The sequence below is a fragment of the Stenotrophomonas sp. CASM101 genome (assembly GCF_049384845.1).
Taxonomy (GTDB): Bacteria; Pseudomonadota; Gammaproteobacteria; order Xanthomonadales; family Xanthomonadaceae; genus Stenotrophomonas; species Stenotrophomonas hibiscicola.
In genome coordinates, this window is record NZ_JBMRFR010000020.1 from 39,661 (window position 1) to 64,528 (window position 24,868).

The following is a 24,868-nucleotide window of genomic DNA, read 5'->3' on the forward strand; positions in this document are numbered from 1 at the left end:
GCTCCGGTGTTCCTCTCAGTGCTGGCGTTGCGTGGGGGTCGAACTTGCGTACATTGCGAGCTTACTTCATGTGGGCGCGTTTTCCCTGACCCAAGGCATACACCTCGGGAGAGCGCTTGCGCGAGGCTTCCGGCTTGCGGATGGAGACCTTGTCGTACCGGCGGCGCATGTCGCGCACGTAGTCGTCGAAGCCTTCACCCTGGAACAGCTTGATCAGGAACGCCCCACCGGTCTTGAGGTGGTTGTCGGCAAAATCCAGGGCCAGCTCCGCCAGGTGCATCATCCGCGGCTGGTCGACCGCACCCACACCACTCTTATTGGGGGCCATGTCCGACAGCACAAGGTCTACCGGCTGATCCCCGAGCATGGCTTCAAACTGCGATAGGACGGCTTCTTCCCTGAAGTCACCATGAAGGAACTCCACGCCGGCCAGCGGCGGCATGTCCAGGATATCCAGGGCCAGCACCCGGCCGGTATCGCCGATCTGTCTCCGCACCTGTTGAGACCAGCCGCCCGGGGCCGCGCCGAGGTCGACCACCACCATGTGCGGCTTCAGCAACCGGTCACGTTCCAGCAGCTCTTCGAGCTTGTAGGCGGCACGCGAGCGCATGCCTTCGGCCTGGGCCTTCTTCACGAAGGGGTCGGAGAAGTGTTCCTTGAGCCAGCGCTGGCTGCTTTTGCTGCGGGTAGCCATTGAAAATAGGGGCTGATGGGGTCCTCATGATACCCTGATCGCCCCATTCAACCGTCTTTTCCTGCATGTCCATCGCCCTGACCGCTTCCCAGACCCGTTTCCTGCGCGGCCAAGCCCACGACCTGAAGGCCCTGCTGCAGACCGGCGGCAAGGGTGTGACCCCGGCCTTCATCGCTGAGCTGAACGAAGTGCTGGAGCGCCACGAGCTGGTCAAGGTGAAGGTCGCTGCCGAGGATCGCGACGCCCGTGACGTGATGATCGGCGAGATCGTCGAAGCCACCGAGAGCGCTCTGGTGCAGCGCATCGGCCACGTCGCCGTGCTGTACCGCCCGAGCAGGGAACAGCGCCAGATCGTGCTGCCGCGCGGCTGATCGCCCTACCGTCATGCAGCTGAACCACGAACCGCCCGACTACGCCTACAGCCTGCGCGCCGCCGATGGCCGCTCGGCCAAGGTCAATGACCAGGTGCTGGGCAGCAGTTTCTTCCTGACCCCGGACCAGCTGGTCACGCAATGGCCGGCGGTGAGCGCCACTGCGCTGCAGCTGGCTGACCTGGAGCCGATCCTGGCGCTGAACCCGGCGCTGATCGTGCTCGGCACGGGTGACCGTCAGGTGTTCCCGCCGGCGGCGGTGATGGCCGCCTGCCTGTCACGCGGCATCGGCCTGGAAGTGATGAACAATCCAGCCGCCGCGCGTACGTTCAACATCCTGGCCGGCGAAGGCCGCAAGGTCGCCGCCGCCTTCATTCTCGAAGGCTGACGTGGTGCCGCCGGACATGGCCCGGCGCTACCCTGGATCACACTTGACTCTGTAGCGCCCGAGCCCGTGCTCGGGCGGCGCCGCATCGCGGCGCGGAAAGCCGCCGGGCACGGCCCGGCGCTACCCGTCTCTGCCTGCGTCAGCGCGCCGGCAGATACTGCTGCGGATCGACCGGCTTGCCGTTGTAGCGAATCTCGAAGTGGACCATGTCGCGGTTCGCACCGGTGCGGCCCATTTCGGCGATCTGCTCGCCAGCCTTCACGCTCTGCCCTTCATTGACCAGGCGCTTGCGGTTGTGACCATAGGCCGACAGCCACTGGTCGCTGTGCTTGATGATGATCAGTTCGCCGTAGCCGACCAGGCCGGCACCGGAATACACCACCACGCCATTGGCGGCGGCCTTTACCGGCTGGCCGCTGGTACCGGCGATGTCCACGCCCTGCTTGGTCGCGTCACCGGCCACGTAGCGGCCGACAATCGCGCCGTCGGCCGGCCAACGCCAGGCAATGTTGCTCTTCACCGGCCCCACCGGCGCCGTCGTCGGTGCGGTGCTGCCAGCACTGCCGCCACCCTGGCGCGGCGCAGTGACCACCGTGGTCGGCGCACGGCCGCTGGTGGCCCCCTGCGGATACAGGCGGATCACCTGGCCGGGGTAGATGGTGGACGGATTGTCCAGGCGGTTCCAGGCGATCAGGTCGGCCGGGGTGATGTCATGGATGCGAGCCAGCGCATAGATGGTGTCGCCCTTGCGCACCACCACGGTCTGCCCGGGCTTGGGCACCGAGGTCTTCGGCGTGCTCACGCCGCCACCGGCGCTGCCGCCTCCCGGGCGGACCACGGTGGCGGTACCGCAGGCGGCCAGGGTGGAAACCAGCAACGCCAGCGCGCAGATGCGCACTCCCTTGCTCAGACGATCAGGACTCATGCGAACTTCGACCTCCATACAAGCCAGGCGATCAGCACCACCACCAGCGCAGTGGCGATCCAGCCCAGCGGTTCAATCCAGCGACGCAGTGCGGCTTCGGCACGCGCACCACCGATACGGATGACCGCGGCCAGCACGAACACGCGCTTGCCGCGACCGATCAGCATGCTCAGCAGGTACTGCGGCATGGGTACGCCGACGATACCCGATGCCCACGTGAAGACCTTCATCGGGATGGGCATGAATCCGCCCAGCACCAGGAAGGTGAACACCGCCCAGGGCGACTCGGCCATCTTCGCCTGCACGGTGGTGATGCCCTGCTCGATCGCCGGCAGCATGCCCAGCGCTTCGAACAGCGGCTTGATCGCCTCGAAGGCGTAGTGACCCAGTGCATAGCCAACCAGCGCGCCGAGCATCGAGCCGGCCAGGCTGAGGGTGGCGAACCACCAGCCGCGCTTGGGCTGGGCCACGCACATCGGCGCCAGCATCACCTCCGGCATCACCGGGAAAATGATCGCTTCGAAGAAACTCAACACCGTCAGGTAGGTCGGCGCGCGTTCGTGCGCCGCCCACTTCATCGCCCGCTCGTACAGCGGCCCGAAAATCTTCATGCAACCCTGCTCCGTGGATTAGTCGAGCATGCCAGACAGCAGCGGCACGAAGGTGACCGGCGCCAGCACGTGTTGTTCGATGCTGCCGTCGGCCTTGCGGTCCAGCTGCACCAGCGACTGCGCCCCGGGACCACCGACCGGCGCCAACAGCCGGCCGCCCTCGGCCAGCTGCTCGATCAGCGCGTCGACCAGTGCCGGCGCCGCCGCAGTGACCACGATGGCATCGAAGGGACCGTGCTCGGCCCAGCCGACGCGACCGTCGTCATGCTTGGTGCGGATGTTCATGCCCAGCGCACGGAAGCGCTTGCGCGCCTGGCGCAGCAGGTCGCCGATGCGCTCCACGGTGTAGACCTCCAGGCCCAGCGCACCGAGGATGGCGGCCTGGTACCCGGAACCGGTGCCCACTTCCAGCACGCGCTTGGGCGCGACCTGGAGGACCGCTTCGGTCATCCGCGCTACCACCCAGGGTTGAGAGATGGTCTGGCCGTGGCCGATGGGCAGCGCGGTATCCTCGTAGGCACGCGAGGCCAGCGCTTCGTCGATGAACAGATGGCGCGGCACCACCCGGATCGCGTTCAAGGTCGGCTCGTCGACGATGCCGGCTTCGCGCAGGCGGTCGACCAGACGGTCACGCACGCGCTGCGAGGTCATGCCGATACCCACAGCTTCCGGTTGCAGGCGCAGGCGTGGGCTCATGCCGGCTGGTCCAGGGCTGCGCTGAGGCCGCCGACCCAGCTGGCCACCTTCTCCAGCGCCTGGTAGCGGGTGAGGTCGACCTGGATCGGCGTGATCGAGATGTGGCCGGTGCGCACGGCGTGGAAATCGGTACCCGGGCCGGAGTCCTGCTCGCGGCCGGCCGGGCCGATCCAGTACACCTCGTTGCCGCGTGGATCCTTCTGCGCGATGCAGCCTTCGGCACGATGGCGGTTGCCGAGGCGCGTGACCTCGAAGCCCTTGACCTCGCTCCACGGCAGGTCCGGCACGTTGACGTTGAGGATGGTGTCGGCCGGCAGCGGGTCGGCCTTGAGCCGTGCAACGATCTCGACCGCGGCGCGCGCAGCGGTTTCGTAGTGCTTCGGATCGTGGTTGCGGCTGACCAGCGACACCGCCACGGCGGGCAGGCCCAGGAAGCGACCTTCCATCGCCGCCGAAACAGTGCCGGAATAGATCACGTCATCACCGAGGTTGGCGACGTTGTTGATGCCGGACACGACAATGTCGGGTTCGAATTCAAGCAGGCCGGTCAGCGCCAGGTGCACGCAGTCGGTCGGGGTGCCGGCCACCGAGACGGTGTAATGGTCGATGCGCTTGAGCCGTATCGGCAGATCCAGCGTCAGCGAGTTGCTGGCGCCGGAGCGATCGCGGTCGGGTGCGACCACCGTAACCTCGTGCCCAGCCTCGCGCAGGACCGAGGCAAGCATCCGGATGCCTGCAGCGTCGACACCATCGTCATTGCTGACCAGGATTCGCATCTTCGATTTAACCGCTTGATTTTCCAAGAATTCGATTCCGTCACCGTGCAGTGTGGGCGGGACCGCCGCGCTCCCCTGCGGAAGCCGTCGACCCTGCAAGCGCATCGTCTATTGTGCCGCATGCGAGCCGCCGGTCCTACCCTGCCGGCGGTCACGGCCGACATCGAACCGTCATAGGCAGACCTGCGCCGGCGGTTTACCCTGTGCGCATGTCGCACCCTGAAGACGAAGATCCCGCCGCGCTGTTCCGTGCGGCGATCGGCGAAGTGACGCCGCTGCGCAAGGATGCCGAGCCGGCACCTGCCGCGCCGCGACCGAAGCCGCGTGCGCGGATGGCCGAACGTGACGAGGCCGACGCCGCCGGCGAGTTCGCCCGGCTGCTGCGCGACAGCACCCCGCTGGAAGCCGGCGATGTGGCCAGCTATCGACGCGACAACCTGCCACCACGCCTGTTCCAGCGCCTCAAGCGTGGCCAGTACTCGGTGCAGGACGAGCTGGACCTGCACGGCGCCACCGCCGCGCAGGCGGAGACGCTGCTGCGCCAGTTCCTGCTGGAAGCGCATGCACACGAATATGGCTGCGTGCGCATCATCCACGGCAAGGGCCTGCAAGCCGATGGCGGTGCGCCGGTGCTGAAGAACCTGGTTGATCGCCTGCTGCGGCTGCGCAACGACGTGCTGGCGTTCCATTCAGCGCCGACCGGGCAAGGCGGGACCGGCGCGGTACTGGTGCTGCTGGCGCGGCGCTGAAAAAAGGGGACGCCATGAGTCCAGGTAGAGTCGACTGTCAGTCGACTGCTCTTCCAGCGGCAAGCGAATACCCCGCGCTGCGCGCGCAAGTCGACTGACAGTCGACTCTACCGTGCGCCCTGCTCAGGCCTGCGAGGCGTCTTCGACCGGGCCCAGCTCGTGCAGTACAGCGGTGGCGTAGCAGCCCGGCGGCAGCGCGAACGAGAGTTCCAGCACGTCATCGGCCAGCCACTGATGCTGCAGCAGCGCCGGGCGCAGGCGCAACGCGCGGCGCTCCTGTTTCAACCGTGCGTCTTCCAGGCCAGCGCGCAGCGCCTTCGATTCCTCGTCGTCCAGCGCGGCCAGCTCCAGCTCACGTGCAGCGTCGGCGCTGCGCAGTTCGCCTTCGCCCCACAACGGTGCGCTGGGATGGATGTCGAACCGCGCGAGGCGCTCGGCCAGCACGTCGGTGTACGGCTCGGGGCCGAACACGCTGCGACTGCCGTCCAGCATCCACACTTCGCCCTCCAGTGGCTGATCCCAGCTGCCCTGCTCCACGCGCGCGGCCAGCACGCGGTTGAACAGCGCCGAACGGGCGGCAGACAACAGCAGCGAACGCTGGTCCTTGCGCATGCGGCGGCCCCCGAACATCGCCAATGCGGCCGGCACGTTGCCGCCGTCGCGGCCGAAGCGCTGCTCACCGAACCAGTTCGGCAGGCCCCGGCTGGCAATCTGCTGCAAACGCTCACTGATAGCTGCAGCATCGCCCCGCACCTCGCGCAGCACCAGCTTGAAGCGGTTGCCGGCCAAGGCGCCGCGCTGCAGCTTGCGGTTGTGCCAGGTGGCTTCGAGCACTTCGATCTCATTACTGGCCAGCTCGGCCAGATCCGGTGCAATGCGCTTGGGCAGGTGCACGCTGAAGCGCTGGGTGGTGACCGCATGGCGGTCCTTCATGCCGGCGTAGCTCACCGCCATTTCCGGCAGGCCGGCCCACTTGGCCAGCAGCTTGGCCACATGCACGGTGTTGGCACCGCGCTTGCGGATGTGCAGCAGCAGGTGCTCGCCCTCGCCAGTGGCCTCGAACGCCGGCAACTCGTCGACCTGGAAATCTTCCGGCGTGGTGCGGATGCGCGCCGACAGCAACGGCGCACCAAACGCAAGCGGCAGCGGGATCATGCCGCCACCAGCAGCACCACCGCCTGTGCGGCGATGCCTTCTCCACGGCCGGTAAAGCCCAGCTTCTCCGAGGTGGTGGCCTTGACGCTGACCGCATCCAGCGGCAGCTGCAGCAGCGCACCGATGCGCTCACGCATGGCCAGCGCATGCGGCCCGACCTTCGGACGCTCGCAGATCACGGTGATGTCCGTGTTGCCGACGCGCCAGCCACGCTCGCGCAGCAGGCTGTCGCAATGGCGGACGAAATCGCTGCTGTCAGCGCCCTTCCAGCGGTCGTCACTCGGCGGGAAGTGCTGGCCGATGTCACCCAGCGCCAGCGCACCGAGCATCGCGTCGCACAGGGCATGCAGGATCACGTCGCCGTCGCTGTGCGCGAGCACGCCGCAGCTGTGCGGCACGTTCACCCCACCGAGCATGATGTGATCGCCCTCACCGAAGGCATGGACGTCGTAGCCCTGGCCGATGCGGACGGGCGGGAACGGTGCGGTGCTCATGGATGCAACCCTTGCAGCAGGGCCGCGCGGGGCAATCAGCCGGCGCGGCGGGAAAGTACGAATTCGAACCGGTCGAGATCGGCCGGAGTGGTTACCTTGAAGTTGTCCTCGCTGCCTTCCACCAGCAGCGGGCGCTGGCCCTGGCGCTCCATGGCCATGGCCTCGTCGGTGACTTCGACACCGGCGGCAGCGGCTTCGGACAGCGCGCGGCTGAGCTGGTGGCGGCGGAACAGCTGCGGCGTCAATGCACGCCACAGGCGCTCGCGCGGCTCGGTGCCATCGATGCCACCGTCATCGCCCGCGCGCTTGAGGGTGTCGCGCACCGGTGCGGCCAGGATCGCCCCGACCGGGTCGGCACGACCGACTTCAAGCAGGCGGCCAAGGTCGGCCAGCGACAGGTTGGGCCGGGCCGCATCATGGACCAGCACGAACTCATCGGCACGCACCGAGTCCGGCAGGGCCTGCAGCCCGGCCAGCACCGAGGCGGCACGGGTCGCGCCGCCGATGCAGGTCAGCACCGGCTTGCCGGCCCATTCACTCCAGCCAGGCCAGTCACCGTCGTCCTGTCCGATCACCACCATTGCGCCGGCCACGGCCGGGTGCGCCAGCAGCGCGTCCAGGGTATGGGCGAGCAGGATCTGCCCGCCGGCCTGCAGGTACTGTTTGGGCAGCGGTGCGCCGAAGCGGGCGCCACGGCCGGCGGCCGGAACCACCACCCAGATCGCCCCACTCATGGCACGTCCGCCGGATGATCGCCGACCTGGGCGCTGACACCTGGCGCAGGTTGCGCCGGTTGGACCGGCGCATCCTCGACCACACGGTAGAACTTCTCGCCAGGCTTGATCATGCCCAGCTCGCTGCGCGCGCGCTCCTCGATGGCGGACTGGCCTTCCTTGAGGTCCTTCACTTCGGCGGCCAGCGCGTCGTTGCGCTGCTGCAGGCCCTCGTTGTCCCGCTCCTGGTTGGCGACCTGGGCTTCGAGCATCATCACTTCACCCGAATTGCCCGGACCGAACCAGAAGCGGTACTGCAGCCAGCCCAGCAACAGGGCCAGCACCAGCAGCATCCAGCGCCAGTCGCGCATCGGCTCAGCGCTTCAGCGAAACGAACGCGTCACGACCGGCGTAACGCGCGCCGGCGCCGAGGGCTTCCTCGATGCGCAGCAGCTGGTTGTACTTGGCCACGCGATCGCTGCGGCACAGCGAGCCGGTCTTGATCTGGGTGGCGGTGGTAGCCACGGCGATGTCAGCGATGGTGGTGTCTTCGGTTTCACCCGAGCGGTGCGAAACCACGGCGGCGTAGCCGGCGCGATCAGCCATGGCGATCGCTTCCAGGGTTTCGCTGAGCGTGCCGATCTGGTTGACCTTGATCAGGATCGCGTTGGCGGTGCCCGAGTCGATGCCTTCCTGGAAGATCTTCGGGTTGGTCACGAACAGGTCGTCGCCGACCAGCTGCACCTTCTTGCCGATGCGGTCGGTCAGCAGCTTCCAGCCAGCCCAATCGTTCTCGGCCAGGCCATCCTCAATCGTGATGATCGGGTACTGCGCGGCCCAGTCAGCGAGGAAGTCGACGAACTGCTCGGAAGTCAGGCGCTTGTTCTCGCCGACCAGGTTGTACTTGCCGTTCTCGAAGAATTCGCTTGACGCCACGTCCAGGCCCAGCAGCACGTCTTCACCGGCGGTGTAGCCGGCCTTGCCGATCGCTTCGAGGATGGTGTCCAGCGCTTCGACGTTGCTGCGGAAGTCCGGCGCGAAACCGCCTTCGTCGCCCACCGCCGTGCTCAGGCCGTGGCCCTTCAGCACCGACTTCAGCGAATGGAAGATTTCGGTGCCGGCGCGCAGCGCTTCGGAGAACGAGGTGAAGCCGACCGGCAGCACCATGAACTCCTGGAAGTCCACGTTGTTGTCGGCATGCGCACCGCCGTTGATGATGTTCATCATCGGCACCGGCAGCGACGGGGTAACGCCGGTCTTGGCGGCCAGGTACTGCCACAGCGCCTGCTTGTTCGATGCAGCGGCGGCGTGCGCGGCGGCCATCGAAACACCCAGCAGCGCGTTGGCGCCCAGGCGGCCCTTGTTCTCGGTGCCATCAAGATCGATCAGGCGACGGTCGAGGCCGGCCTGGTCGGCGGCTTCAAAACCCTTCAGCGCGTTGGCGATGGTGGTGTTGACGTTGTCGACGGCCTTGCGCACGCCCTTGCCCAGGTAACGGGTCTTGTCGCCATCACGCAGCTCGACCGCTTCCTTGGTGCCGGTCGAGGCGCCGGAGGGAACCGCGGCACGACCGAACGAACCGTCCTCCAGGATGACTTCGGCTTCCAGCGTGGGGTTGCCACGGCTGTCGAGGATTTCACGGGCGTGGATGCTGCGGATCGTACTCATGGTCGGGCCGGTTACCTGTCTGGAGAGGGGGCGACAAAACGAATGCCGCGTGATTATCCCCGGCTGCCCGCCACTTGCCAAATGGCGTGGGCGCCGTCAGGCCAGAGTGGCCCCGATCACCATCAGGATCAACGACACCATCACCACCAGCAGGCCACCAGCAATGGCCGCCACTACGCCGCCGCGGCGGCAACGCCAGGCCATCACCATCGCCACCAGGCTGCCAACGAAGGACAGCACGAGCATGGCCAGTGCAGCCCAGATCCAGTACTGCATGGCCTGCATGCCATGGCTGCCATCCCCGGGCGAACCGAAACTGGCGGCGAAGGCGAATACAGCTGCCACCAGGCCGGCCCAGGCAAGAACAGCCAGCGCCAGCGCGATCAGGCCCCAGGGCCGATCACGGGTTACCAGGGTCGCATTCATCAAAACAGCCCGTAGAACAGGGCGCCAAGCCACAGCGACAGCAGGATGATCGCCAGCCCGGCGGCCACCTTGCCACGGTTCAGGCGCCAGGCCAGTACGGCGGCAGCGACGCATCCCACGGCGCCGACCAGCTCTGCAACCAGCAGCGCAATGAAGTACACGCTCAGATTGAGCGCGCTGCCGCCATCACCTGGTGGGCGCACTGACGCGGCGCCGATCAGCACCAGACCGAACATGCCCACGGTGAACAGCACGGCCAGGCCCAGTGCGATCAGGCCCCAGGGCCACTGTTTCCAGTGCCGGCGGCGGCGCTGGTTCTCCAGCGCCAGCCACGGGTCACGACTCACGCGAAGCGCGAGAAGCCGTGCTTCTTGGTCACCGCGTCCAGTTCCATCAGGGTCTCGAGCAGGGCTTCCATCTGGTCCAGCGGCCATGCATTGGGGCCATCGGACAGGGCCTTGGACGGGTCCGGATGGGTCTCGGCGAACAGGCCGGAGATGCCCACCGCCACGGCGGCACGGGCCAGCACCGGCACGTGCTCACGCTGGCCACCGGAACTGGTGCCCTGCCCGCCCGGCAGCTGCACCGAATGGGTAGCGTCGAACACCACCGGGCAACCGGTCTCGCGCATCACCGCCAGCGAACGCATGTCGCTGACCAGATTGTTGTAGCCGAAGCTGGCACCACGCTCGCAGACCATGATCTGCTCGTTGCCGGTGGCCTTGGCCTTCTCCACGACCGGCTTCATGTCCCAAGGCGCCAGGAACTGGCCCTTCTTGATGTTGACCGGCTTGCCGGCCGAGCACACCTTGCGGATGAAGTCGGTCTGGCGGACCAGGAACGCCGGGGTCTGCAGCACGTCCACCACCGAAGCCACTTCGTCCATCGGGGTGTACTCATGGACGTCGGTGAGCACCGGCACGCCGATCTGCTTCCTGACCTCGGCCAGGACCTTCAGGCCCTCCTCCATGCCCGGGCCGCGGAAGGCGGTGCCCGAGGTGCGGTTGGCCTTGTCGAAGCTGGACTTGAAGATGAAGTTGACGCCGAGCTTGCCGGTGATCTCCTTCAGCTTGCCGGCGGTATCGAGCTGCAGCTGCATCGACTCGATCACGCAGGGGCCGGCGATCAGGAACAGGGGCTGGTCCAGCCCGACCTCGAATCCACACAGTTTCATGGCGTTTCCTTGTTGTCCGCAGCACCGGCCGGGCCGGTGCGCTGGGGGTTGAAGCATGCAGGATGGGGGCCCACGCCCCCATTCACAAGTCAGGCGCGCGCTTCGGAAAGCAGCTTGCCGCCCGCCTTGCGCTCGCGCGCGGCACGGATGAAGCCGATGAACAGCGGGTGGCCGTCGCGCGGCGTGGACAGGAATTCCGGGTGCGCCTGGCAGGCCAGGAACCACGGGTGGGCATCGCGCGGCAGTTCGACCACTTCCACCAGGGTGTCGTCCATCGACTTGCCCGCGATCACCAGGCCCGCATCTTCCAGCTGGGTGCGGTAGCGGTTGTTGAACTCGTAGCGGTGGCGATGGCGCTCGGCGACCACGTCCTTGCCGTACAGCTCGCGGGCCAGCGTGCCCGGCTTCAGGCGTTGTTCCTGCAGGCCCAGGCGCATGGTGCCGCCGAGGTCGCTCTTGTCGTCACGCTTCTCGACATCGCCGCTGGCGGTGCGCCATTCGGTGATCAGGCCGATCACCGGGTTCGGCGACTGGCGATCGTTCTCGGTGCTGTTGGCACCTTCCAGGCCGACCACGTTGCGCGCGTAATCGACCACCGCCGCCTGCATGCCGTAGCAGATGCCGAAGTACGGCACCTGCTGCTCGCGGGCGAACTTCGAGGTCAGCACCTTGCCTTCAAAGCCGCGGTCACCGAAGCCACCCGGTACCAAGATGCCGTCGACATCGGCCAGTGCAGCCATGTCGGTGCCTTCCAGGTCCTGTGCTTCCAGCCACTTCAGGTTGACCTTGGTGCGCTGGCGCAGGCCACCGTGCTTCAGTGCCTCGCCGACCGACTTGTAGGCATCCTGGTGATCGACGTACTTGCCGACCACGGCGATGGTCACTTCGTCCAGCGGGTGCAGGGTCGCATCGACCGCGTCTTCCCACATCGACAGGTCGACCGGACCGGCCTTGTCGGCCAGCTTCAGCTGGTTCACCACGATTTCGTCCAGGCCCTGTGCATGCAGGCCAGACGGGATGCGGTACAGCACGTCCACGTCCGGCACGCTGATCACTGCACGCTCGGAGACGTTGGTGAACTGGGCGATCTTGCGACGCTCCGAATCCGGCACCGCCTGTTCTGAACGGCACAGCAGCACGTCCGGCTGGATGCCGATCGAGCGCAGCTCCTTCACCGAGTGCTGGGTCGGCTTGGTCTTCAGCTCACCGGCGGCGCCGATGTACGGCACCAGGGTGAGGTGCATGAACAGCGCCTTCTCCGGGCCACGTTCGGTGCGCACCTGGCGGATCGCCTCCAGGAACGGCAGCGACTCGATGTCGCCCACGGTGCCGCCGATCTCGACCAGTGCCACGTCGTAGCCTTCGGTGGCTTCGTCGATGCAGCGACGGATCTCGTCGGTGATGTGCGGAATGACCTGCACGGTCGCGCCCAGGTAGTCGCCGCGGCGCTCCTTGCGGATCACGTTCTCGTAGATGCGCCCGGTGGTGACCGAGTTCTTGCGGCTCAGGCGGGTGCGCACGAAGCGCTCGTAGTGGCCCAGGTCGAGGTCGGTCTCCGCGCCGTCGTCGGTGACGTAGACCTCACCGTGCTGGAACGGGCTCATGGTGCCCGGGTCGACGTTGATGTACGGGTCGAGCTTCATCATCGTGACCTTCAGGCCACGGGCTTCAAGAATGGCGGCCAGCGACGCGGCGGCAATGCCTTTGCCGAGCGAGGACACCACGCCGCCGGTTACGAAAATCAAGGGAGTCATGGCTGCAAGCATCCTGTCTGGAAATGGAAAACGGCAGCACCACGCGCACCCGGAGGGCGGGCATGGTGCTCAGAGGGGGTTTTCCGGTTCGCTGAGGCAGCGAGGGAGGTGCGGATCCGTGCGGCGGCAGGCGCCGGACCGGAACCATCGTGCGAGGTCGGGGCGGCCGTGCCGGCCAAATCGACCGTCACCTGCGACCCGCCATGCTGGAAGCCACGCTTGGCCGCTCCAGCCCATTCGCAAATGGTGGACACGCACTTACTCCCGGAAAGCCATAGTTTACAGATTGATGGCCGCCAACCCAAGGGGCAGACGCCACGTTCCCAAAAAGAAACGCCCCGCTGAGCGGGGCGTTCCGGAGCGCAACCCTTGTCGCAAGGGCGCCTGGCAGGCTGCGGGATCAGCGCTTCTTGCGCGCTTCCTCTTCCTCTTCCTGCTGCGGGGCCGGCTGGCCCTGCGCCTTCATCTGGGCATTGGCCTGGGCCCGGCGCTTGGCCTTTGCATCGGCCTCGGCCTGGGCCTTGTCGGCCTGATCACCCTGTTGCGGGGCCGACTGGCCGGCGTTCTGCGCCACCACCAGCGGCACTGCAACGGCGGCAGCGGCCAGGATCGCAATGGTCAGCAACTTCTTCATGGAGTCCTCCTCGCGGTATGGCTTGGACGTTCTGATCCAACGGAGCGCCGGCGTTCAGATTCCAGCGGCTGCCATTTTACCCCCTCTGCGTCGCCGAGACTGAACCGCAGGCGTGCAAAATCCCGTGCCAGACCCCACACTTGCCCGTCGCTCCAAGCTTTCGAAGACAGATGAACGCCCGTTATAACGCCGCCGATATTGAAGTCCTGTCCGGCCTTGACCCGGTCAAGCGCCGTCCCGGCATGTATACCGACACCGCGCGCCCGAACCACCTGGCGCAGGAAGTGATCGACAACTCGGTGGACGAGGCCCTCGCCGGCCACGCCCGCTCGATCGAGATCACCCTGTACAAGGACGGCAGCGTGGAGGTCAGCGATGACGGCCGCGGCATGCCGGTGGACATCCATCCCGAAGAGAAGATCCCGGGCGTCGAGCTGATCCTCACCCGCCTGCATGCCGGCGGCAAGTTCAGCAACAACAACTACACCTTCTCCGGTGGTCTGCACGGCGTCGGCGTCAGCGTGGTCAACGCGCTGTCGACCCTGGTGGAAGTGCACATCAAGCGCGACGGTGCCGAACACCGCATCACCTTCCGCAATGGCGACCGCGCCACACCGCTGGAAGTAGTTGGCAGCGTCGGCAAGAAGAACACCGGTACCCGCGTGCGCTTCTGGCCGGACCCGAAGTACTTCGATACGCCGAAGTTCGCGGTGCGCGCGCTCAAGCACCTGCTGCGCGCCAAGGCCGTGCTGTGCCCGGGCCTGACCGTGAAGCTGACCGATGAAGCCACCGGTGAAGTCGATACCTGGTACTACGAAGACGGCCTGCGCGATTACCTGAAGCTGGAGCTGGGTGATCGCGAGATGCTGCCGGCCGAGCTGTTCGTCGGCAGCCTGAAGAAGGACACCGAGGTCGTGGACTGGGCAGTGGCCTGGCTGCCGGAAGGCGAGCTGGTGCAGGAAAGCTACGTCAACCTGATCCCCACCGCCCAGCACGGCACCCATGTCAACGGCCTGCGTACCGGCCTGACCGAGGCGCTGCGCGAGTTCTGCGACTTCCGCAACCTGCTGCCGCGTGGCGTCAAGCTGGCCCCGGAAGACGTGTGGGACCGCGTGTCGTTCGTGCTGTCGCTGAAGATGACCGACCCGCAGTTCAGCGGCCAGACCAAGGAACGCCTGTCCTCACGCCAGGCGGCCGGCTTCATCGAAGGTGCCGCCCATGATGCCTTCAGCCTGCTGCTCAACCAGAACGTGGAGCTGGGCGAGAAGATCGCGCAGATCGCCATCGAGCGCGCCAGCGCCCGCCTGAAGACCGAAAAGCTGGTCGTCCGCAAGAAGGTCACCCAGGGCCCGGCCCTGCCCGGCAAGCTGGCCGACTGCATCAGCCAGGACCTGTCGCGCACCGAGCTGTTCCTGGTGGAAGGTGATTCGGCAGGCGGCAGCGCCAAGCAGGCCCGCGACAAGGATTTCCAGGCCATCATGCCGTTGCGCGGCAAGATCCTGAACACCTGGGAGGTTTCCTCCAACAGCGTGCTGGCCTCGGAAGAAGTGCACAACCTGGCGATCGCGATCGGCTGCGACCCGGGCAAGGACGACATCAGCGGCCTGCGCTACGGCAAGGTCATCATCCTGGCCGACGCGGACTCCGACGGCCTGCACATCGCAACACTGCTTACCGCGCTGTTCCTCAGGCACTTCCCTGCGCTGGTCGATGCCGGCCACGTGTTCGTGGCCATGCCGCCACTGTTCCGCATCGACGTGGGCAAGCAGGTGTTCTATGCCCTGGACGAGGAAGAAAAGCGCTCGATGCTGGACAAGATCGAACGCGAGAAGATCAAGGGCGCCATCAACGTGACCCGCTTCAAGGGCCTGGGCGAGATGAACCCGCCTCAGCTGCGTGAATCGACCATCCACCCCGATACGCGCCGGCTGGTGCAGCTGACCGTGGACGATCGCGAGCAGACAAGTTCGCTGATGGACATGCTGCTGGCCAAGAAGCGCGCCTCCGACCGCAAGGGCTGGCTGGAGTCGAAGGGCGACCTGGCTTCGCTGGAAGTCTGACTCCCGCAGCCCTCCTGTAGAGCCGAGCCCACGCTCGGCTGCATTCCGCGCCGTGCCGGGCAGCCGAGCATCGGCTCGGCTCTACAGAGATTCCACCCCCATCGGCAAACCCGGCGGCGCCATAATGCGCGTCCATCCGTGTGGACCAACGTATTGGCCAGCCACTCCCTGCTGTTTCCCGGCCTGCCGCTGCACAGCGCGCGCCTCGTCCTGAGCCCGATCCGCCGCGACGATGCGGCCGCCCTGTTCGCAATCCAGTCCGATCCGGACGTGATGCGGTTCTGGAACCATCCTGCATGGACACGACCGTCCGAGGCACGCGCGCAGATCGACGATGACCTGGCGGCACAGGCCACCGGCACCCAGCTCAAGCTGGCCGTGCGCGAAACGCTGGACGGCCCGTTGCTGGGCATCTGCGTGGTGTTTGCGTTGGACCGCGATGCGGCACGCGCCGAGATCGGCTACCTGCTGGCACCGGATCGCCAGGGCCAGGGCTACATGCACGAGGCCTTGCAGCAGGTACTGGCCTACCTGTTCGGCACCCTCCACCTGCATCGCGTGGAAGCCGAGATCGACCCGCGCAACGCACCCTCCGCGCACGTGCTCGAACGCCTGGGCTTCCGCCGCGAGGGAGTGCTGCGCCAGCGCTGGCGCATCCAGGGGGAACTGGCCGACTCGGCCGTCTACGGCCTGCTTGCCGATGACAAAGCGGCAGCCGCCCTGCCCGCTTGACCCAAGCTGGCCAATCGCGGCCGCAACGCCGGGGCCATGCCTTTGGACACATACGACGTGGGCCGCCACCGGCCTAGCATCGGAATCCCCTTCCGCTGCCCACCCGGTGCCATGAAGTCCCTGCTGCACACTGCCGCGCTCTGCGTCGGCCTGCTCATCGCCCCAGCCAGCGTGCTGGCCGCGCCTGATGCCGACGCCAAGCCCGATCCGAAAGACGACAAGACCGAGGCACCTGCGTTGCCCGCAGACGCCTCAGCCCGCCAGAGCATGCGCCTGGCCGGACGCACCCTGGACTACACCGCCACCGTCGGCACCCTGCCGGTACGCGATGCCAAGGGCAAGGTGATCGCCGATGTGGTGTTCACCGCCTATACGATGCCGGGCAAGGACCGGCCGGTGACCTTCGCGCTCAATGGCGGTCCCGGCGCGTCGTCGGTGTACCTCAACATGGGCGCGATCGGGCCCAAGGTGGTGACCTTCGGCTCCGAGGGTGACAGCGCGTCGGCGCCGGCCACCCTGCACGACAACCCCGGCACCTGGCTGGACTTCACCGACCTGGTGTTCATCGATCCGGTCGGCACCGGCTTCAGCCGCGCGCGGATCGGCGACGATGAAGCGAAGAAGGCACTGTACAACCCCAGCGCCGACATCGAATACCTGTCACGCTCGATCTACGACTGGCTGCTGCGCAACCAGCGCATGGCGTCGCGCAAGTACCTGACTGGCGAGAGCTACGGCGGCTATCGCGGCCCGCGCATCACCCACTACCTGCAGACCCGGCTGGGCGTGGCGATGAACGGCCTTGTACTGGTCTCGCCGTACCTGAGCCCGACCCTGGAAGACAACGCCGATGTCTCGCCGATGGCGTGGATGCAGACCCTGCCGTCGATCGCCGCCGCGCACCTGGAGCGCCAGGGCAAACTGACCGATGCAGCGATGCGCGAAGTAGTGGAATACACCCGTGGCGACTACGCCACCGCCCTGATGAAAGGCCGTAGCGATCCGCAGGCAACCGAGGCGATGCTGCGCCGGGTGACCGAACTGACCGGCCTGGAGCCGCAGTTCGTGCGCCGTGCCGGTGGCCGCCTGGAAACACAGGCCTACCTGCGCGAAGTATTCCGCGACAAGGGCACGCTGGGCAGCCGTTACGACTCCAACGTGACCGCGTTCGATCCATTCCCGAACGATCCGGAGCAGCGCGCCAACGATCCGCTGCTGGACAGCATCATCGCGCCGACCACCACGGCGATGGTCGACTTCGTGACGCGCGTGGTCGGCTGGAAGGTGGACGCGCGGTACCAGGCGCTGAACTACGACGTGAACCGGCTGTGGGACCGCAATGGCGAGCTGCGCGATGGCGCGGTGACCCAGCTGCGCCAGGCCGTGGCGATCGACCCGCACCTGCAGGTGCTGATCGTGCATGGCTGGAACGACCTGTCGTGCCCGTTCATGGGTTCGATCCTGACCGTGGACCAGATGCCGACGATGGGCAGCAATCCGGACCGGGTGCAGGTGCGCAGTTATCCGGGCGGGCACATGTTCTACAGCCGGGCCGACAGTCAGGCGGCGTTCCGGAATGATGTGAAGGCGCTGTTCCAGCGCAATTGATGGGTGGTGGCGGCCGGGCCTGCGGCCCGGCACCCGCTGGATCAACTGCAACTGCAACTGCAGCTGCGACTGCAAAGGCCTGGATTCCGTGGGATGGCGGGGTGGGATGGGCAGGCGGGGGACGGCAAAAACTGCTCCTGCGTGCCTCGTAGAGCGCCATCCATGGCGCTCTGCGCCCCCGCCTGCCCACCCCACCCCGCCTTCGACAGTTTCCGGGCGCTGTTGGTAGGTGCCGACCGTTGGTCGGCACGGGGGTGGATCCCGTTGTTTGGCAACGGGCTCTGACCCTGGTTCTGCTCTGGTAGGTGTCGACCTTGGTCGACACGTTGTGTGCGGAAAAATTCTTTGCCCATGAAAAAGCCCGCCGGTGGTCGGCGGGCTTTTTCGTGTGCACCTTGGCGTGGCGATCAGGTCCAGCCGAACATCTCGAACAGCTTTAGGATCAGATACGCACAGCCGCCGGCCGCCGGGATGGTCAGGATCCAGGCCCAGACGATGCGCTCGATCACGCCGAACTTCAGCGAACGCGGGTTCTTGGCGAAGCCGACACCCATGATCGCGGTGGAGATGCTGTGCGTGGTCGAGACCGGCATGCCGAAGTGGGCCGCCAGGGTCAGGATGGTGGCCGAGCTGGTCTCCGCGGCGAAGCCGTGGATCGGGTGCAGCTTGACCATCTTGTGGCCCAGGGTCTTGATGATTTTCCAGCCACCCGAAGCGGTACCGGCCGCCATCACCACCGCGCAGGTCAGCACGATCCACATGGCGATGCCGTCACCGGCGTGCGCGTCCGGGTGCATGAAGGCCAGCCAGGACGGCAGATCGTTCAGTGCGCCGGTGGCTTCGGCACCAATCAGGGTCATCGCGATGATGCCCATGGTCTTCTGCGCGTCGTTGTGGCCGTGGGCGAAGCCCATGTAGGCCGCCGAAGCGATCTGCGCCTTGCCGAAGAAGGCATTGACGATGCGCGGGCGGGCCAGGCGGCCGATGGCGCCACCGACCTTGGCCAGGCCGGCGATCAGCGCCCACAGCAGCACCATCACCACAATGCCGAGCAGGAAGCCGGCGATCGGCGAGGTGATCATCGGCACGAACACCTTCCACAGCAGGCCCTTGTTCTGCGCCCAGCTGCCCAGGCGCTCGGACCAGATCAGGGCATCCCAGTTGTTGTGGGCCGCAGCCAGGCCGGCGCCGCAGAGGCCGCCGATCAGCGCGTGCGAGGACGAGGACGGCAGTCCCTTCCACCAGGTGATCAGGTTCCAGATGATGCCGCCCAGCAGCGCGCACAGGATCACCTGCGGGGTGACTTCCACCACGTTGGTGTTGAGAAGGCCCGAGGCGATGGTCAGCGCCACCGCCGTACCGGTCAGCGCACCGATGAGGTTCATGAAGGCGGCCAGCATCACCGCCCAGCCGGGCGAGAGCACCTTGGTCGCCACTACGGTGGCAATGGAATTGGCAGTGTCGTGAAAGCCGTTGATGAACTCGAAGACGAGCGCGGCCAGGATCACTACCAGGACAAGGGTCAACATGCGGCGGCGTCCGTCAGCTGTTCTTCAACACGATCTGGTACGCCACCACGCCAGCCTCGCGGCAACGGTCGATGGCCTTTTCCAGGATCTCGAAGAACTCCTTCAGCAGGAACATCTGCAGGTTGTCCAGGCGACCGGAGTAGATGTCGCGGTACAGCTCGAGCATCAGGCGGTCGGCCTCGTTCTCCAGCGAGCGCAGCTTCTCGTTCAGCGCGGTCATCCGGTCCAGGTTCATGTGGCGCAGGTCGGCCACCATCTCCACCACCACGCCGGCGGCCTGCTCCAGCATCGCCGCGCGCGGCGCGAAGTCGATGTGCTCCAGGTGGGTCGTGGCCAGCGAATAGCGATCGGCGAACTTCTCGATCTGCTTCGGAATCTTGTACAGGGCCGAACCCAGCGCTTCGATGTCTTCGCGCTCGATGGGGGTCATGAAGCTGTCCACCAGCGCCTGGCTGATCTTGTCCGAGGCCGCGCGTTCGCGCAGGCGGGCCAGCTTGAAGGCGTCCAGCGCGGGCTGGCGGTCGGCCTCGCGCAGCATGGAATGCAGCGCCTTGGCGGCATCGGAAGCCGCGACAGCAGCCTCATCGAGCAGGGTGTAGAACTGTTTGCCGGAACCGAAAATGGTCTGCAGAGAGAACATTGAGAAACCTGTCAGCCGTCGCGGGAAGGACGGCACCAGAGCGAATTATGACGGCTAGATGACCATCACGGGTATCCCCGCGCCCTTTCCGGGCTCTGGGAGCCCCAACCTGAACAGGCGGTTGCCACCCTGCCACGCCCCTTTGCTAAGATGCCAGCGCGCCTTCAGGCGCACCTTATGGACGACGACCCTTATCCCCCTGCGCCGCGCCGGACCCCGTTCCTGAGCGCCTGCCGCCATCGCAAGCACCCGCCCTCCCTGCCACCAACCGGGGACGACGCCCGTGTTTGAAATGATCCTGATTGTCTTCGCGCTGGTTCTGCTGAACGGCTTCTTCGCCATGTCCGAGATGTCGGTCATGACCTCGCGCAAGAGCCGCCTGAAGCAGATGGCCGCCACCTCCAAGCGCGCCGCCAAGGCGCTGGAGCTGTCGGAGAAGCCGGAGAGCTTCCTGTCCACCGTGCAGATCGGCATCACCGTGATCGGCGTACTCACCGGCTACCTCGGTGGTGATGCGATCGGCGACGCGATCGCCGGCTGGCTGCAGGGCCTGATGCCCGGCTTTGCGTACGCGCGCGAAGTAGGCACCGCCCTGGCGGTCTCGCTGATCACCTTCATCACGCTGATCTTCGGCGAACTGGTGCCCAAGCGCCTGGCCCTGACACGTTCCGAGGCCATTGCCGGCCTGGTCGCGATGCCGATGAGCTGGCTGGCCAGGCTCGCCCTGCCCTTCGTCTGGCTCCTGTCCAAGACTACCCAGCTGGTGCTGAAGGTGCTGGGCCTGGGCAAGGACGAGGCCGCGCAGGTGACTGAAGAAGAGATCCGGATGCTGGTGGCCGAGAGCCACGAGGCCGGCGTGATCGACGCCCACGAGCGCGACATGATGAACCGCGTCATGCGCCTGGGCGACCGCACCGCCGACAGCCTGATGACGCCGCGCAACCGCATCGCCTGGCTCGACACCCAGGCCGGGCTGGAGCGCAATCTGGACATCATGGCCGAGCACGAGTTCTCCCGTTACCCGGTGTACCGCGACAACGACATGGACGTGGTCGGCGTGCTGGAGCTGAAATCGCTGGCCACGCGCATGGCGCGCGGCGACAACGCGCTGTTCCAGACCCTGCGCGAACCGCTGTACGTCTCCGAATCGACCCACGCGATGAAGCTGCTGGAGATCTTCCGCGAGGAACAGCAGTCGATGGCGCTGGTGGTGGACGAGTACGGCGAGATCCAGGGCCTGGTGACCATCAGCGACCTGATGGGCGCGGTGGTCGGCCGCCTGCAGGCGGTCGAGAATGCCGACGAGGATGCCCTGGTGGTGACCCGCGAGGACGGCTCGCTGCTGGTGGACGGCTCGCTGCCGATCGAAGACCTGCGCGAGCTGATCGGAAGCAACGACCTGCCCGATGCCGAGGACGGCGATTACTACACACTGGCCGGCATGTGCATCCACTACTTCGGCCGCATCCCGCACGCAGGCGAGTACTTCGACTGGGCCGGCTGGCGCTTCGAGGTGGTCGACCTGGACGGTGCGCGGGTGGACAAGCTGCTGCTGCGCACGTTGTCCGACGAGCAGGCCGATGAGCTCACCGCCTGAGGCCGGCCAGGGCCAGGGCGCTCAGCGCGCGGCCTACCGCAACGAGGGCATCCGCACCCTGCTGGAGATGTTCGCCTCCGGCGATCCCGCCGAGCACATGCCGCTCGGCCAGATCCTCAGCAACCTGCAGCAGAGCGCGTTCGGCGTGTTCCTGTTCGTGGCGATCCTGCCCTCGTTCATCCCGATCCCGGGCATGGGGGGTGCGGTCAGCGGCCCACTCGTGGTCCTGATCGGACTGCAGATGCTGTGTTGCCTGCGCCGGCCCTGGCTGCCGGGTTTCATTGCCCGACGCGGGCCGAAGCGCGGCACCATGCACCGCTTCCTGGACCGTATCGATCGCCCGTTGCGGCGGCTGGACAGGATGCTGAAACCTCGCCTGCCGCAGTTGCTGACACCGCTGCCCGCGCACGCCTTCAGCGGCCTGCTGCTGGTGTTGCTGGGCCTGCTGCTGTCGTTGCCGATTCCGTTCACCAACTTCCTGTTCGGCTTCCAGCTGCTGCTGTTCTCGCTGGCGCTGCTGGAACGCGATGGTGCGCTGATGCTGTTCAACTGGATCGCCGCACTGGTGGCGATCGCGTTCTTCGGCTTCAGTTCGGGGCAGCTGGTGGGCTATACAGTGGAGCTGTTCCAGCGCTGGTTCTGAAGCGGCATCCGGTAGAGCCGGCCGCTGGCCGGCTGCCACGTTTCCAGGGTTGCCGGCCAGCGGCCGGCACTACCAATACCGGACATCGGTCATCACCGAAGATCGATGAAGCCGTTGTCGGCCAGCGCCGCCGGTTCGTCCTGCACCGCCGACAGCACGAAGCTCAATGCCTTGCCCAGCAGCGTGCCCGGGCCATCCCAGTATTCGGCGCTCTCGGCGCGCACGTGGATCAGGCGCAGGTTCGGATCGTCCTTGCCACCCGGGAAGAACAGTTTCATCGCCGGCGACCACAGCTCCTCGATCTTCGCGCGGTCATCGACGACGCGGGCACGCCCGGCCACCGAGACATAGGTGTTGTTCGAGGGCGAGGCATACGCCACGTTGACCCGCGGGTCGAGCGCGATCTCGGCCACCTTCGGGCTGTCGGCGGTGATGACGAACCACAGGTCGCCGTCAAAGGCGACCTGCTGGGTGGCCAGCGGCCGACTGTAGAGCCGTCCGTCGACGCCGGTGGTGGTGAACATGGCCACCTCCACATCCTTGATCAGTTCGGCCAGCTGGTTGACGTGTTCGGCACGGGTGTCGGCCATGTGGGGGACTCCATCGGAATGAGCCCCCATCAGACCGGGCACGGCCGCAACAGCCCGTGACGCAATTGTTCAGCCCGCGTGGCGGGCGTGCCAGGCCTGCATGGTCAGTTCGAACGAGCGCAAGCGCGCGCGGTGGTCGTACAGGTTGGCGGTGAGCATCAGCTCGTCGGGCCTGTGCCGTTCGACAAACGCGGCGATGCCCTCCCCGACCTGCTGCGGATCGCCCAGCACGGTGCAGGCCAGCGCCCGCTCCACCCCCAGTTTTTCGTGCGGCTCCCAGAAGGACTCGATGTCGTCGATCGGTGCCGGAATCTTGCCCGGCCGGCCACGACGCAGGTTGACGAAACTCTGCTGCTGGCTGGTGAAAAGGCGGCGCGACTCCGCCTCGCTGTCGCTGGCAACGACGTTCAGGGCCAGCATCGCGTGCGGCTGCTTCAGCGTCGCCGAGGGGCGGAACTCGCGGCGGTAGACAGCAAGGGCTTCGTCCATCGCGTCGGGTGCGAAGTGCGAGGCGAACGCATACGGCAGGCCCATCGACGCGGCCATGCGCGCGCCGAACAGGCTGGAACCGAGGATCCAGGTCGGTACCCGCAGGCCGCCACCTGGAACGGCCTGCACCGCCTGCCCCGGCTGAACCGGCTCGAAGTAGTGCAGCAGCTCGCGCACGTCCTGTGGGAACTGGTCCGCGCTGTCGAAGTAGCGGCGCAATGCACGCGCGGTCGGCTGGTCAGTACCCGGTGCGCGGCCCAGGCCCAGGTCGATCCGGTCCGGATACAGCGAGGCCAGCGTGCCGAACTGCTCGGCCACCTGCAGCGGGGCATGGTTGGGCAGCATGATGCCGCCGGCACCGACCCGGATGCGAAGGGTACCGCCGGCGACATGGCCGATCAGCACGGCGGTGGCCGCACTGGCGATGCCGGGCATGTTGTGGTGTTCGGCCAGCCAGTAGCGGCGGTAGCCCAGCGCATCGGCGTGCTGGGCCAGTTCCAGCATGTTGGCAAAGGCGGTGGTGGCGTCACTGCCCTCGCAGACCGGGGCCAGGTCAAGGATCGACAACGGGATCATCAGGCGTTTTTCCGTCACAGGATCCCCCATGCATGGGGACGACCCGGCGCAGCGGCCAGTGCCGGTGGCAGGATGCTGATTCCCGCAGCGCGGGTCCACGACTGGCTGCGCTTGATCCGGTAGAGCCGGCCGCTGGCCGGCAGGCAACGTGCCCTGGCAGCCGGCCAGCGGCCGGCTCTACCGGGGAATCGACATCCCGGCTTAGAACGCGCTGGGGCGCGGCTCCGGCAGCGGCTGGTCGACCATCGGCTTCAGTTCGGCATCCAGCGCCACGCGCTCGTCGAACACGAAACAGCGGCCTTCATAACCTTCGCCGCCCACTTCCTCGAAGTAGCCGAGGATGCCACCGTCCAGCTGCAGCACGTTGTCCATGCCGTCGTTGACCATCCACAGCGCCGCCTTCTCGCAGCGGATGCCGCCGGTGCAGAAACTGACCACGGTGCTGTCCTTCAGTGCTTCGCGGTGCGGCGCCAGCGCCTCCGGCAGGTCGGTGAACTTGTGGATGGGCAACACCAGCGCATCCTTGAAGGTGCCGTACTCCACTTCCTGCAGATTGCGCGTATCGAGCATCACCACCGGCTTGCCGGCATCGTCATGCCCCTGCCGCAGCCAGCGCTGCACGGTGGCCGGATCCACCGCCGGCGCACGCGGATAGTCCAGCGGCTGGCCGTCATCACGGCGGAAGCTGATGATCTCGTCCTTCACCTTGGCCTTCAGCCGGGCGAACGGCTGGTGCTCGCTGAAGCTGGTCTTGACCCGCATATCGGCAAAGCGCGCGTCAGAGCGCAGCGCTGCGTAGAAACCCTCGACCGCCTCTGGCGCACCCGCCAGGAACAGGTTCAGCCCCTCGCCCGCCACCAGGATCGTGCCGCGCAGCTGTGCCGCCTCGGCACGCGCCAGCAGCTGGTCACACAGGGCCTGAGGGGCGTCGATGACGGCGAAATGGTAGGCAGCGGTATTGGCGATCATCCCGCCATTTTAGCGCCTCCCGCCCGCACAGACAGATTCAGGGGTCAGTGCCCTCTGCGCAGCAGAGGGATCCGACCCCAAGCCCGGCAGACACCCGGAATCTGTCAGGGGTGGGGCGGTGTGGGCAGGCGGGGGCGCAGAGCGCCATGGATGGCGCTCTACGAGGCACGCAGGAGCAGCTTTTGCCGTCCCCCGCCTGCCCACACC

At 66.7% G+C, this 24,868-nt stretch carries 28 protein-coding genes; 8 read left to right on the plus strand and 20 right to left on the minus strand.

The window, feature by feature from the left end; translation table 11 throughout:
* Positions 1 to 61 precede the first annotated feature (61 nt).
* Complete coding sequence (gene rlmE / locus VG543_RS18965; RefSeq protein WP_005409014.1) at positions 62 to 694, minus strand: 23S rRNA (uridine(2552)-2'-O)-methyltransferase RlmE; 633 nt, start codon at positions 692 to 694, stop codon at positions 62 to 64.
* Between the two features lie 65 nt (positions 695 to 759).
* Between rlmE and yhbY the strand changes: the two genes are divergently transcribed.
* Positions 760 to 1,065, plus strand: coding sequence for a ribosome assembly RNA-binding protein YhbY (gene yhbY, locus VG543_RS18970; protein ID WP_005416037.1), 306 nt, complete (start codon positions 760 to 762; stop codon positions 1,063 to 1,065).
* 13 nt (positions 1,066 to 1,078) lie between these two features.
* The gene (locus tag VG543_RS18975) at positions 1,079 to 1,453 is read left to right on the plus strand and encodes an Mth938-like domain-containing protein (protein WP_058980129.1); all 375 of its coding nucleotides are present in this window, start codon (positions 1,079 to 1,081) and stop codon (positions 1,451 to 1,453) included.
* A 139-nt stretch (positions 1,454 to 1,592) separates the two neighbouring features.
* Here VG543_RS18975 and VG543_RS18980 read toward each other — a convergent pair whose 3' ends face one another.
* The 4 genes from VG543_RS18980 to surE are packed head-to-tail and all read right to left on the minus strand — an operon-like array spanning position 1,593 to position 4,461.
* Positions 1,593 to 2,378: a peptidoglycan DD-metalloendopeptidase family protein gene (locus VG543_RS18980; RefSeq protein ID WP_171952214.1), complete on the minus strand. Its 786-nt coding sequence runs from the start codon at positions 2,376 to 2,378 to the stop codon at positions 1,593 to 1,595.
* Positions 2,375 to 2,989 (minus strand): YqaA family protein, encoded by a 615-nt coding sequence (locus tag VG543_RS18985; protein WP_021204087.1) that lies wholly within the window; start codon positions 2,987 to 2,989, stop codon positions 2,375 to 2,377. Before VG543_RS18985 ends, VG543_RS18980 begins: the two co-directional genes overlap by 4 nt.
* Before the next feature lie 18 nt (positions 2,990 to 3,007).
* Positions 3,008 to 3,685 (minus strand): protein-L-isoaspartate(D-aspartate) O-methyltransferase, encoded by a 678-nt coding sequence (locus VG543_RS18990; RefSeq protein WP_423177378.1) that lies wholly within the window; start codon positions 3,683 to 3,685, stop codon positions 3,008 to 3,010.
* Positions 3,682 to 4,461 (minus strand): 5'/3'-nucleotidase SurE, encoded by a 780-nt coding sequence (gene surE, locus VG543_RS18995; protein ID WP_019658877.1) that lies wholly within the window; start codon positions 4,459 to 4,461, stop codon positions 3,682 to 3,684. The genes VG543_RS18990 and surE overlap by 4 nt, the downstream gene beginning before the upstream one ends.
* Positions 4,462 to 4,670: 209 nt before the next feature.
* Between surE and VG543_RS19000 the strand changes: the two genes are divergently transcribed.
* Positions 4,671 to 5,210: a Smr/MutS family protein gene (locus tag VG543_RS19000; protein WP_111103041.1), complete on the plus strand. Its 540-nt coding sequence runs from the start codon at positions 4,671 to 4,673 to the stop codon at positions 5,208 to 5,210.
* 123 nt (positions 5,211 to 5,333) lie between these two features.
* On the opposite strand, the gene truD is transcribed toward VG543_RS19000, so the two are convergent.
* The 10 genes from truD to VG543_RS19050 all read right to left on the minus strand — a co-directional run bounded on the left by truD (position 5,334) and on the right by VG543_RS19050 (position 13,228).
* The gene (gene truD, locus VG543_RS19005; RefSeq protein WP_423177379.1) at positions 5,334 to 6,365 is read right to left on the minus strand and encodes a tRNA pseudouridine(13) synthase TruD; all 1,032 of its coding nucleotides are present in this window, start codon (positions 6,363 to 6,365) and stop codon (positions 5,334 to 5,336) included.
* The gene (ispF, locus tag VG543_RS19010; RefSeq protein WP_021204089.1) at positions 6,362 to 6,859 is read right to left on the minus strand and encodes a 2-C-methyl-D-erythritol 2,4-cyclodiphosphate synthase; all 498 of its coding nucleotides are present in this window, start codon (positions 6,857 to 6,859) and stop codon (positions 6,362 to 6,364) included. The genes truD and ispF overlap by 4 nt, the downstream gene beginning before the upstream one ends.
* Before the next feature lie 35 nt (positions 6,860 to 6,894).
* A complete protein-coding gene (gene ispD, locus VG543_RS19015; protein WP_019658880.1) occupies positions 6,895 to 7,593 on the minus strand; it encodes a 2-C-methyl-D-erythritol 4-phosphate cytidylyltransferase in 699 nt (232 codons plus the stop codon).
* The gene (ftsB, locus tag VG543_RS19020; RefSeq protein ID WP_021204090.1) at positions 7,590 to 7,943 is read right to left on the minus strand and encodes a cell division protein FtsB; all 354 of its coding nucleotides are present in this window, start codon (positions 7,941 to 7,943) and stop codon (positions 7,590 to 7,592) included. The genes ispD and ftsB overlap by 4 nt, the downstream gene beginning before the upstream one ends.
* Positions 7,944 to 7,947: 4 nt before the next feature.
* Positions 7,948 to 9,240 carry a phosphopyruvate hydratase gene (gene eno, locus VG543_RS19025; RefSeq protein ID WP_134735898.1) on the minus strand — a complete coding sequence of 431 codons (1,293 nt, stop codon included), beginning with the start codon at positions 9,238 to 9,240 and terminating at the stop codon, positions 7,948 to 7,950.
* A 96-nt stretch (positions 9,241 to 9,336) separates the two neighbouring features.
* On the minus strand, positions 9,337 to 9,666 hold the full coding sequence (locus VG543_RS19030; RefSeq protein ID WP_188250410.1) for a hypothetical protein: 330 nt from the start codon (positions 9,664 to 9,666) through the stop codon (positions 9,337 to 9,339).
* Positions 9,666 to 10,013 carry a hypothetical protein gene (locus tag VG543_RS19035; RefSeq protein WP_188250411.1) on the minus strand — a complete coding sequence of 116 codons (348 nt, stop codon included), beginning with the start codon at positions 10,011 to 10,013 and terminating at the stop codon, positions 9,666 to 9,668. The genes VG543_RS19030 and VG543_RS19035 overlap by 1 nt, the downstream gene beginning before the upstream one ends.
* Positions 10,010 to 10,840, minus strand: a complete 831-nt coding sequence (kdsA, locus tag VG543_RS19040) for a 3-deoxy-8-phosphooctulonate synthase (RefSeq protein WP_019658884.1) — start codon at positions 10,838 to 10,840, stop codon at positions 10,010 to 10,012. The genes VG543_RS19035 and kdsA overlap by 4 nt, the downstream gene beginning before the upstream one ends.
* A gap of 89 nt (positions 10,841 to 10,929) precedes the next feature.
* Positions 10,930 to 12,594 carry a CTP synthase gene (locus tag VG543_RS19045; RefSeq protein WP_005416023.1) on the minus strand — a complete coding sequence of 555 codons (1,665 nt, stop codon included), beginning with the start codon at positions 12,592 to 12,594 and terminating at the stop codon, positions 10,930 to 10,932.
* 400 nt (positions 12,595 to 12,994) lie between these two features.
* Entirely contained in the window at positions 12,995 to 13,228 is a 234-nt protein-coding gene (locus tag VG543_RS19050) for a hypothetical protein (RefSeq protein WP_019658885.1), read from the minus strand.
* Between the two features lie 170 nt (positions 13,229 to 13,398).
* Between VG543_RS19050 and parE the strand changes: the two genes are divergently transcribed.
* From parE to VG543_RS19065, 3 genes are all read left to right on the plus strand, one after another.
* The gene (gene parE / locus VG543_RS19055; protein ID WP_019658886.1) at positions 13,399 to 15,288 is read left to right on the plus strand and encodes a DNA topoisomerase IV subunit B; all 1,890 of its coding nucleotides are present in this window, start codon (positions 13,399 to 13,401) and stop codon (positions 15,286 to 15,288) included.
* Positions 15,289 to 15,441: 153 nt separating this feature from the next.
* A complete protein-coding gene (locus VG543_RS19060; RefSeq protein WP_423177381.1) occupies positions 15,442 to 16,020 on the plus strand; it encodes a GNAT family N-acetyltransferase in 579 nt (192 codons plus the stop codon).
* 111 nt (positions 16,021 to 16,131) lie between these two features.
* Positions 16,132 to 17,628: a S10 family peptidase gene (locus tag VG543_RS19065; RefSeq protein WP_021204094.1), complete on the plus strand. Its 1,497-nt coding sequence runs from the start codon at positions 16,132 to 16,134 to the stop codon at positions 17,626 to 17,628.
* Between the two features lie 407 nt (positions 17,629 to 18,035).
* Here the strand turns inward: VG543_RS19065 and VG543_RS19070 are convergent, their stop codons facing one another.
* The gene (locus VG543_RS19070) at positions 18,036 to 19,157 is read right to left on the minus strand and encodes an inorganic phosphate transporter (RefSeq protein WP_005416018.1); all 1,122 of its coding nucleotides are present in this window, start codon (positions 19,155 to 19,157) and stop codon (positions 18,036 to 18,038) included.
* A 13-nt stretch (positions 19,158 to 19,170) separates the two neighbouring features.
* Positions 19,171 to 19,797, minus strand: coding sequence for a DUF47 domain-containing protein (locus VG543_RS19075; RefSeq protein WP_004152833.1), 627 nt, complete (start codon positions 19,795 to 19,797; stop codon positions 19,171 to 19,173).
* Positions 19,798 to 20,089: 292 nt separating this feature from the next.
* Here VG543_RS19075 and VG543_RS19080 point away from each other — a divergent pair, with 292 nt between their 5' ends.
* Together VG543_RS19080 and VG543_RS19085 are read left to right on the plus strand one after the other, a co-directional pair.
* The gene (locus VG543_RS19080) at positions 20,090 to 21,394 is read left to right on the plus strand and encodes a hemolysin family protein (protein WP_005416017.1); all 1,305 of its coding nucleotides are present in this window, start codon (positions 20,090 to 20,092) and stop codon (positions 21,392 to 21,394) included.
* A complete protein-coding gene (locus tag VG543_RS19085) occupies positions 21,378 to 22,037 on the plus strand; it encodes an exopolysaccharide biosynthesis protein (RefSeq protein WP_423177382.1) in 660 nt (219 codons plus the stop codon). The genes VG543_RS19080 and VG543_RS19085 overlap by 17 nt, the downstream gene beginning before the upstream one ends.
* A 92-nt stretch (positions 22,038 to 22,129) precedes the next feature.
* Here VG543_RS19085 and VG543_RS19090 read toward each other — a convergent pair whose 3' ends face one another.
* The 3 genes from VG543_RS19090 to VG543_RS19100 all read right to left on the minus strand — a co-directional run bounded on the left by VG543_RS19090 (position 22,130) and on the right by VG543_RS19100 (position 24,661).
* Complete coding sequence (locus tag VG543_RS19090; protein WP_111103060.1) at positions 22,130 to 22,627, minus strand: pyridoxamine 5'-phosphate oxidase family protein; 498 nt, start codon at positions 22,625 to 22,627, stop codon at positions 22,130 to 22,132.
* Positions 22,628 to 22,696: 69 nt separating this feature from the next.
* Complete coding sequence (locus VG543_RS19095; protein WP_423177383.1) at positions 22,697 to 23,692, minus strand: LLM class flavin-dependent oxidoreductase; 996 nt, start codon at positions 23,690 to 23,692, stop codon at positions 22,697 to 22,699.
* Between the two features lie 201 nt (positions 23,693 to 23,893).
* Entirely contained in the window at positions 23,894 to 24,661 is a 768-nt protein-coding gene (locus VG543_RS19100) for a sulfurtransferase (protein WP_346484296.1), read from the minus strand.
* Positions 24,662 to 24,868: the final 207 nt, after the last annotated feature.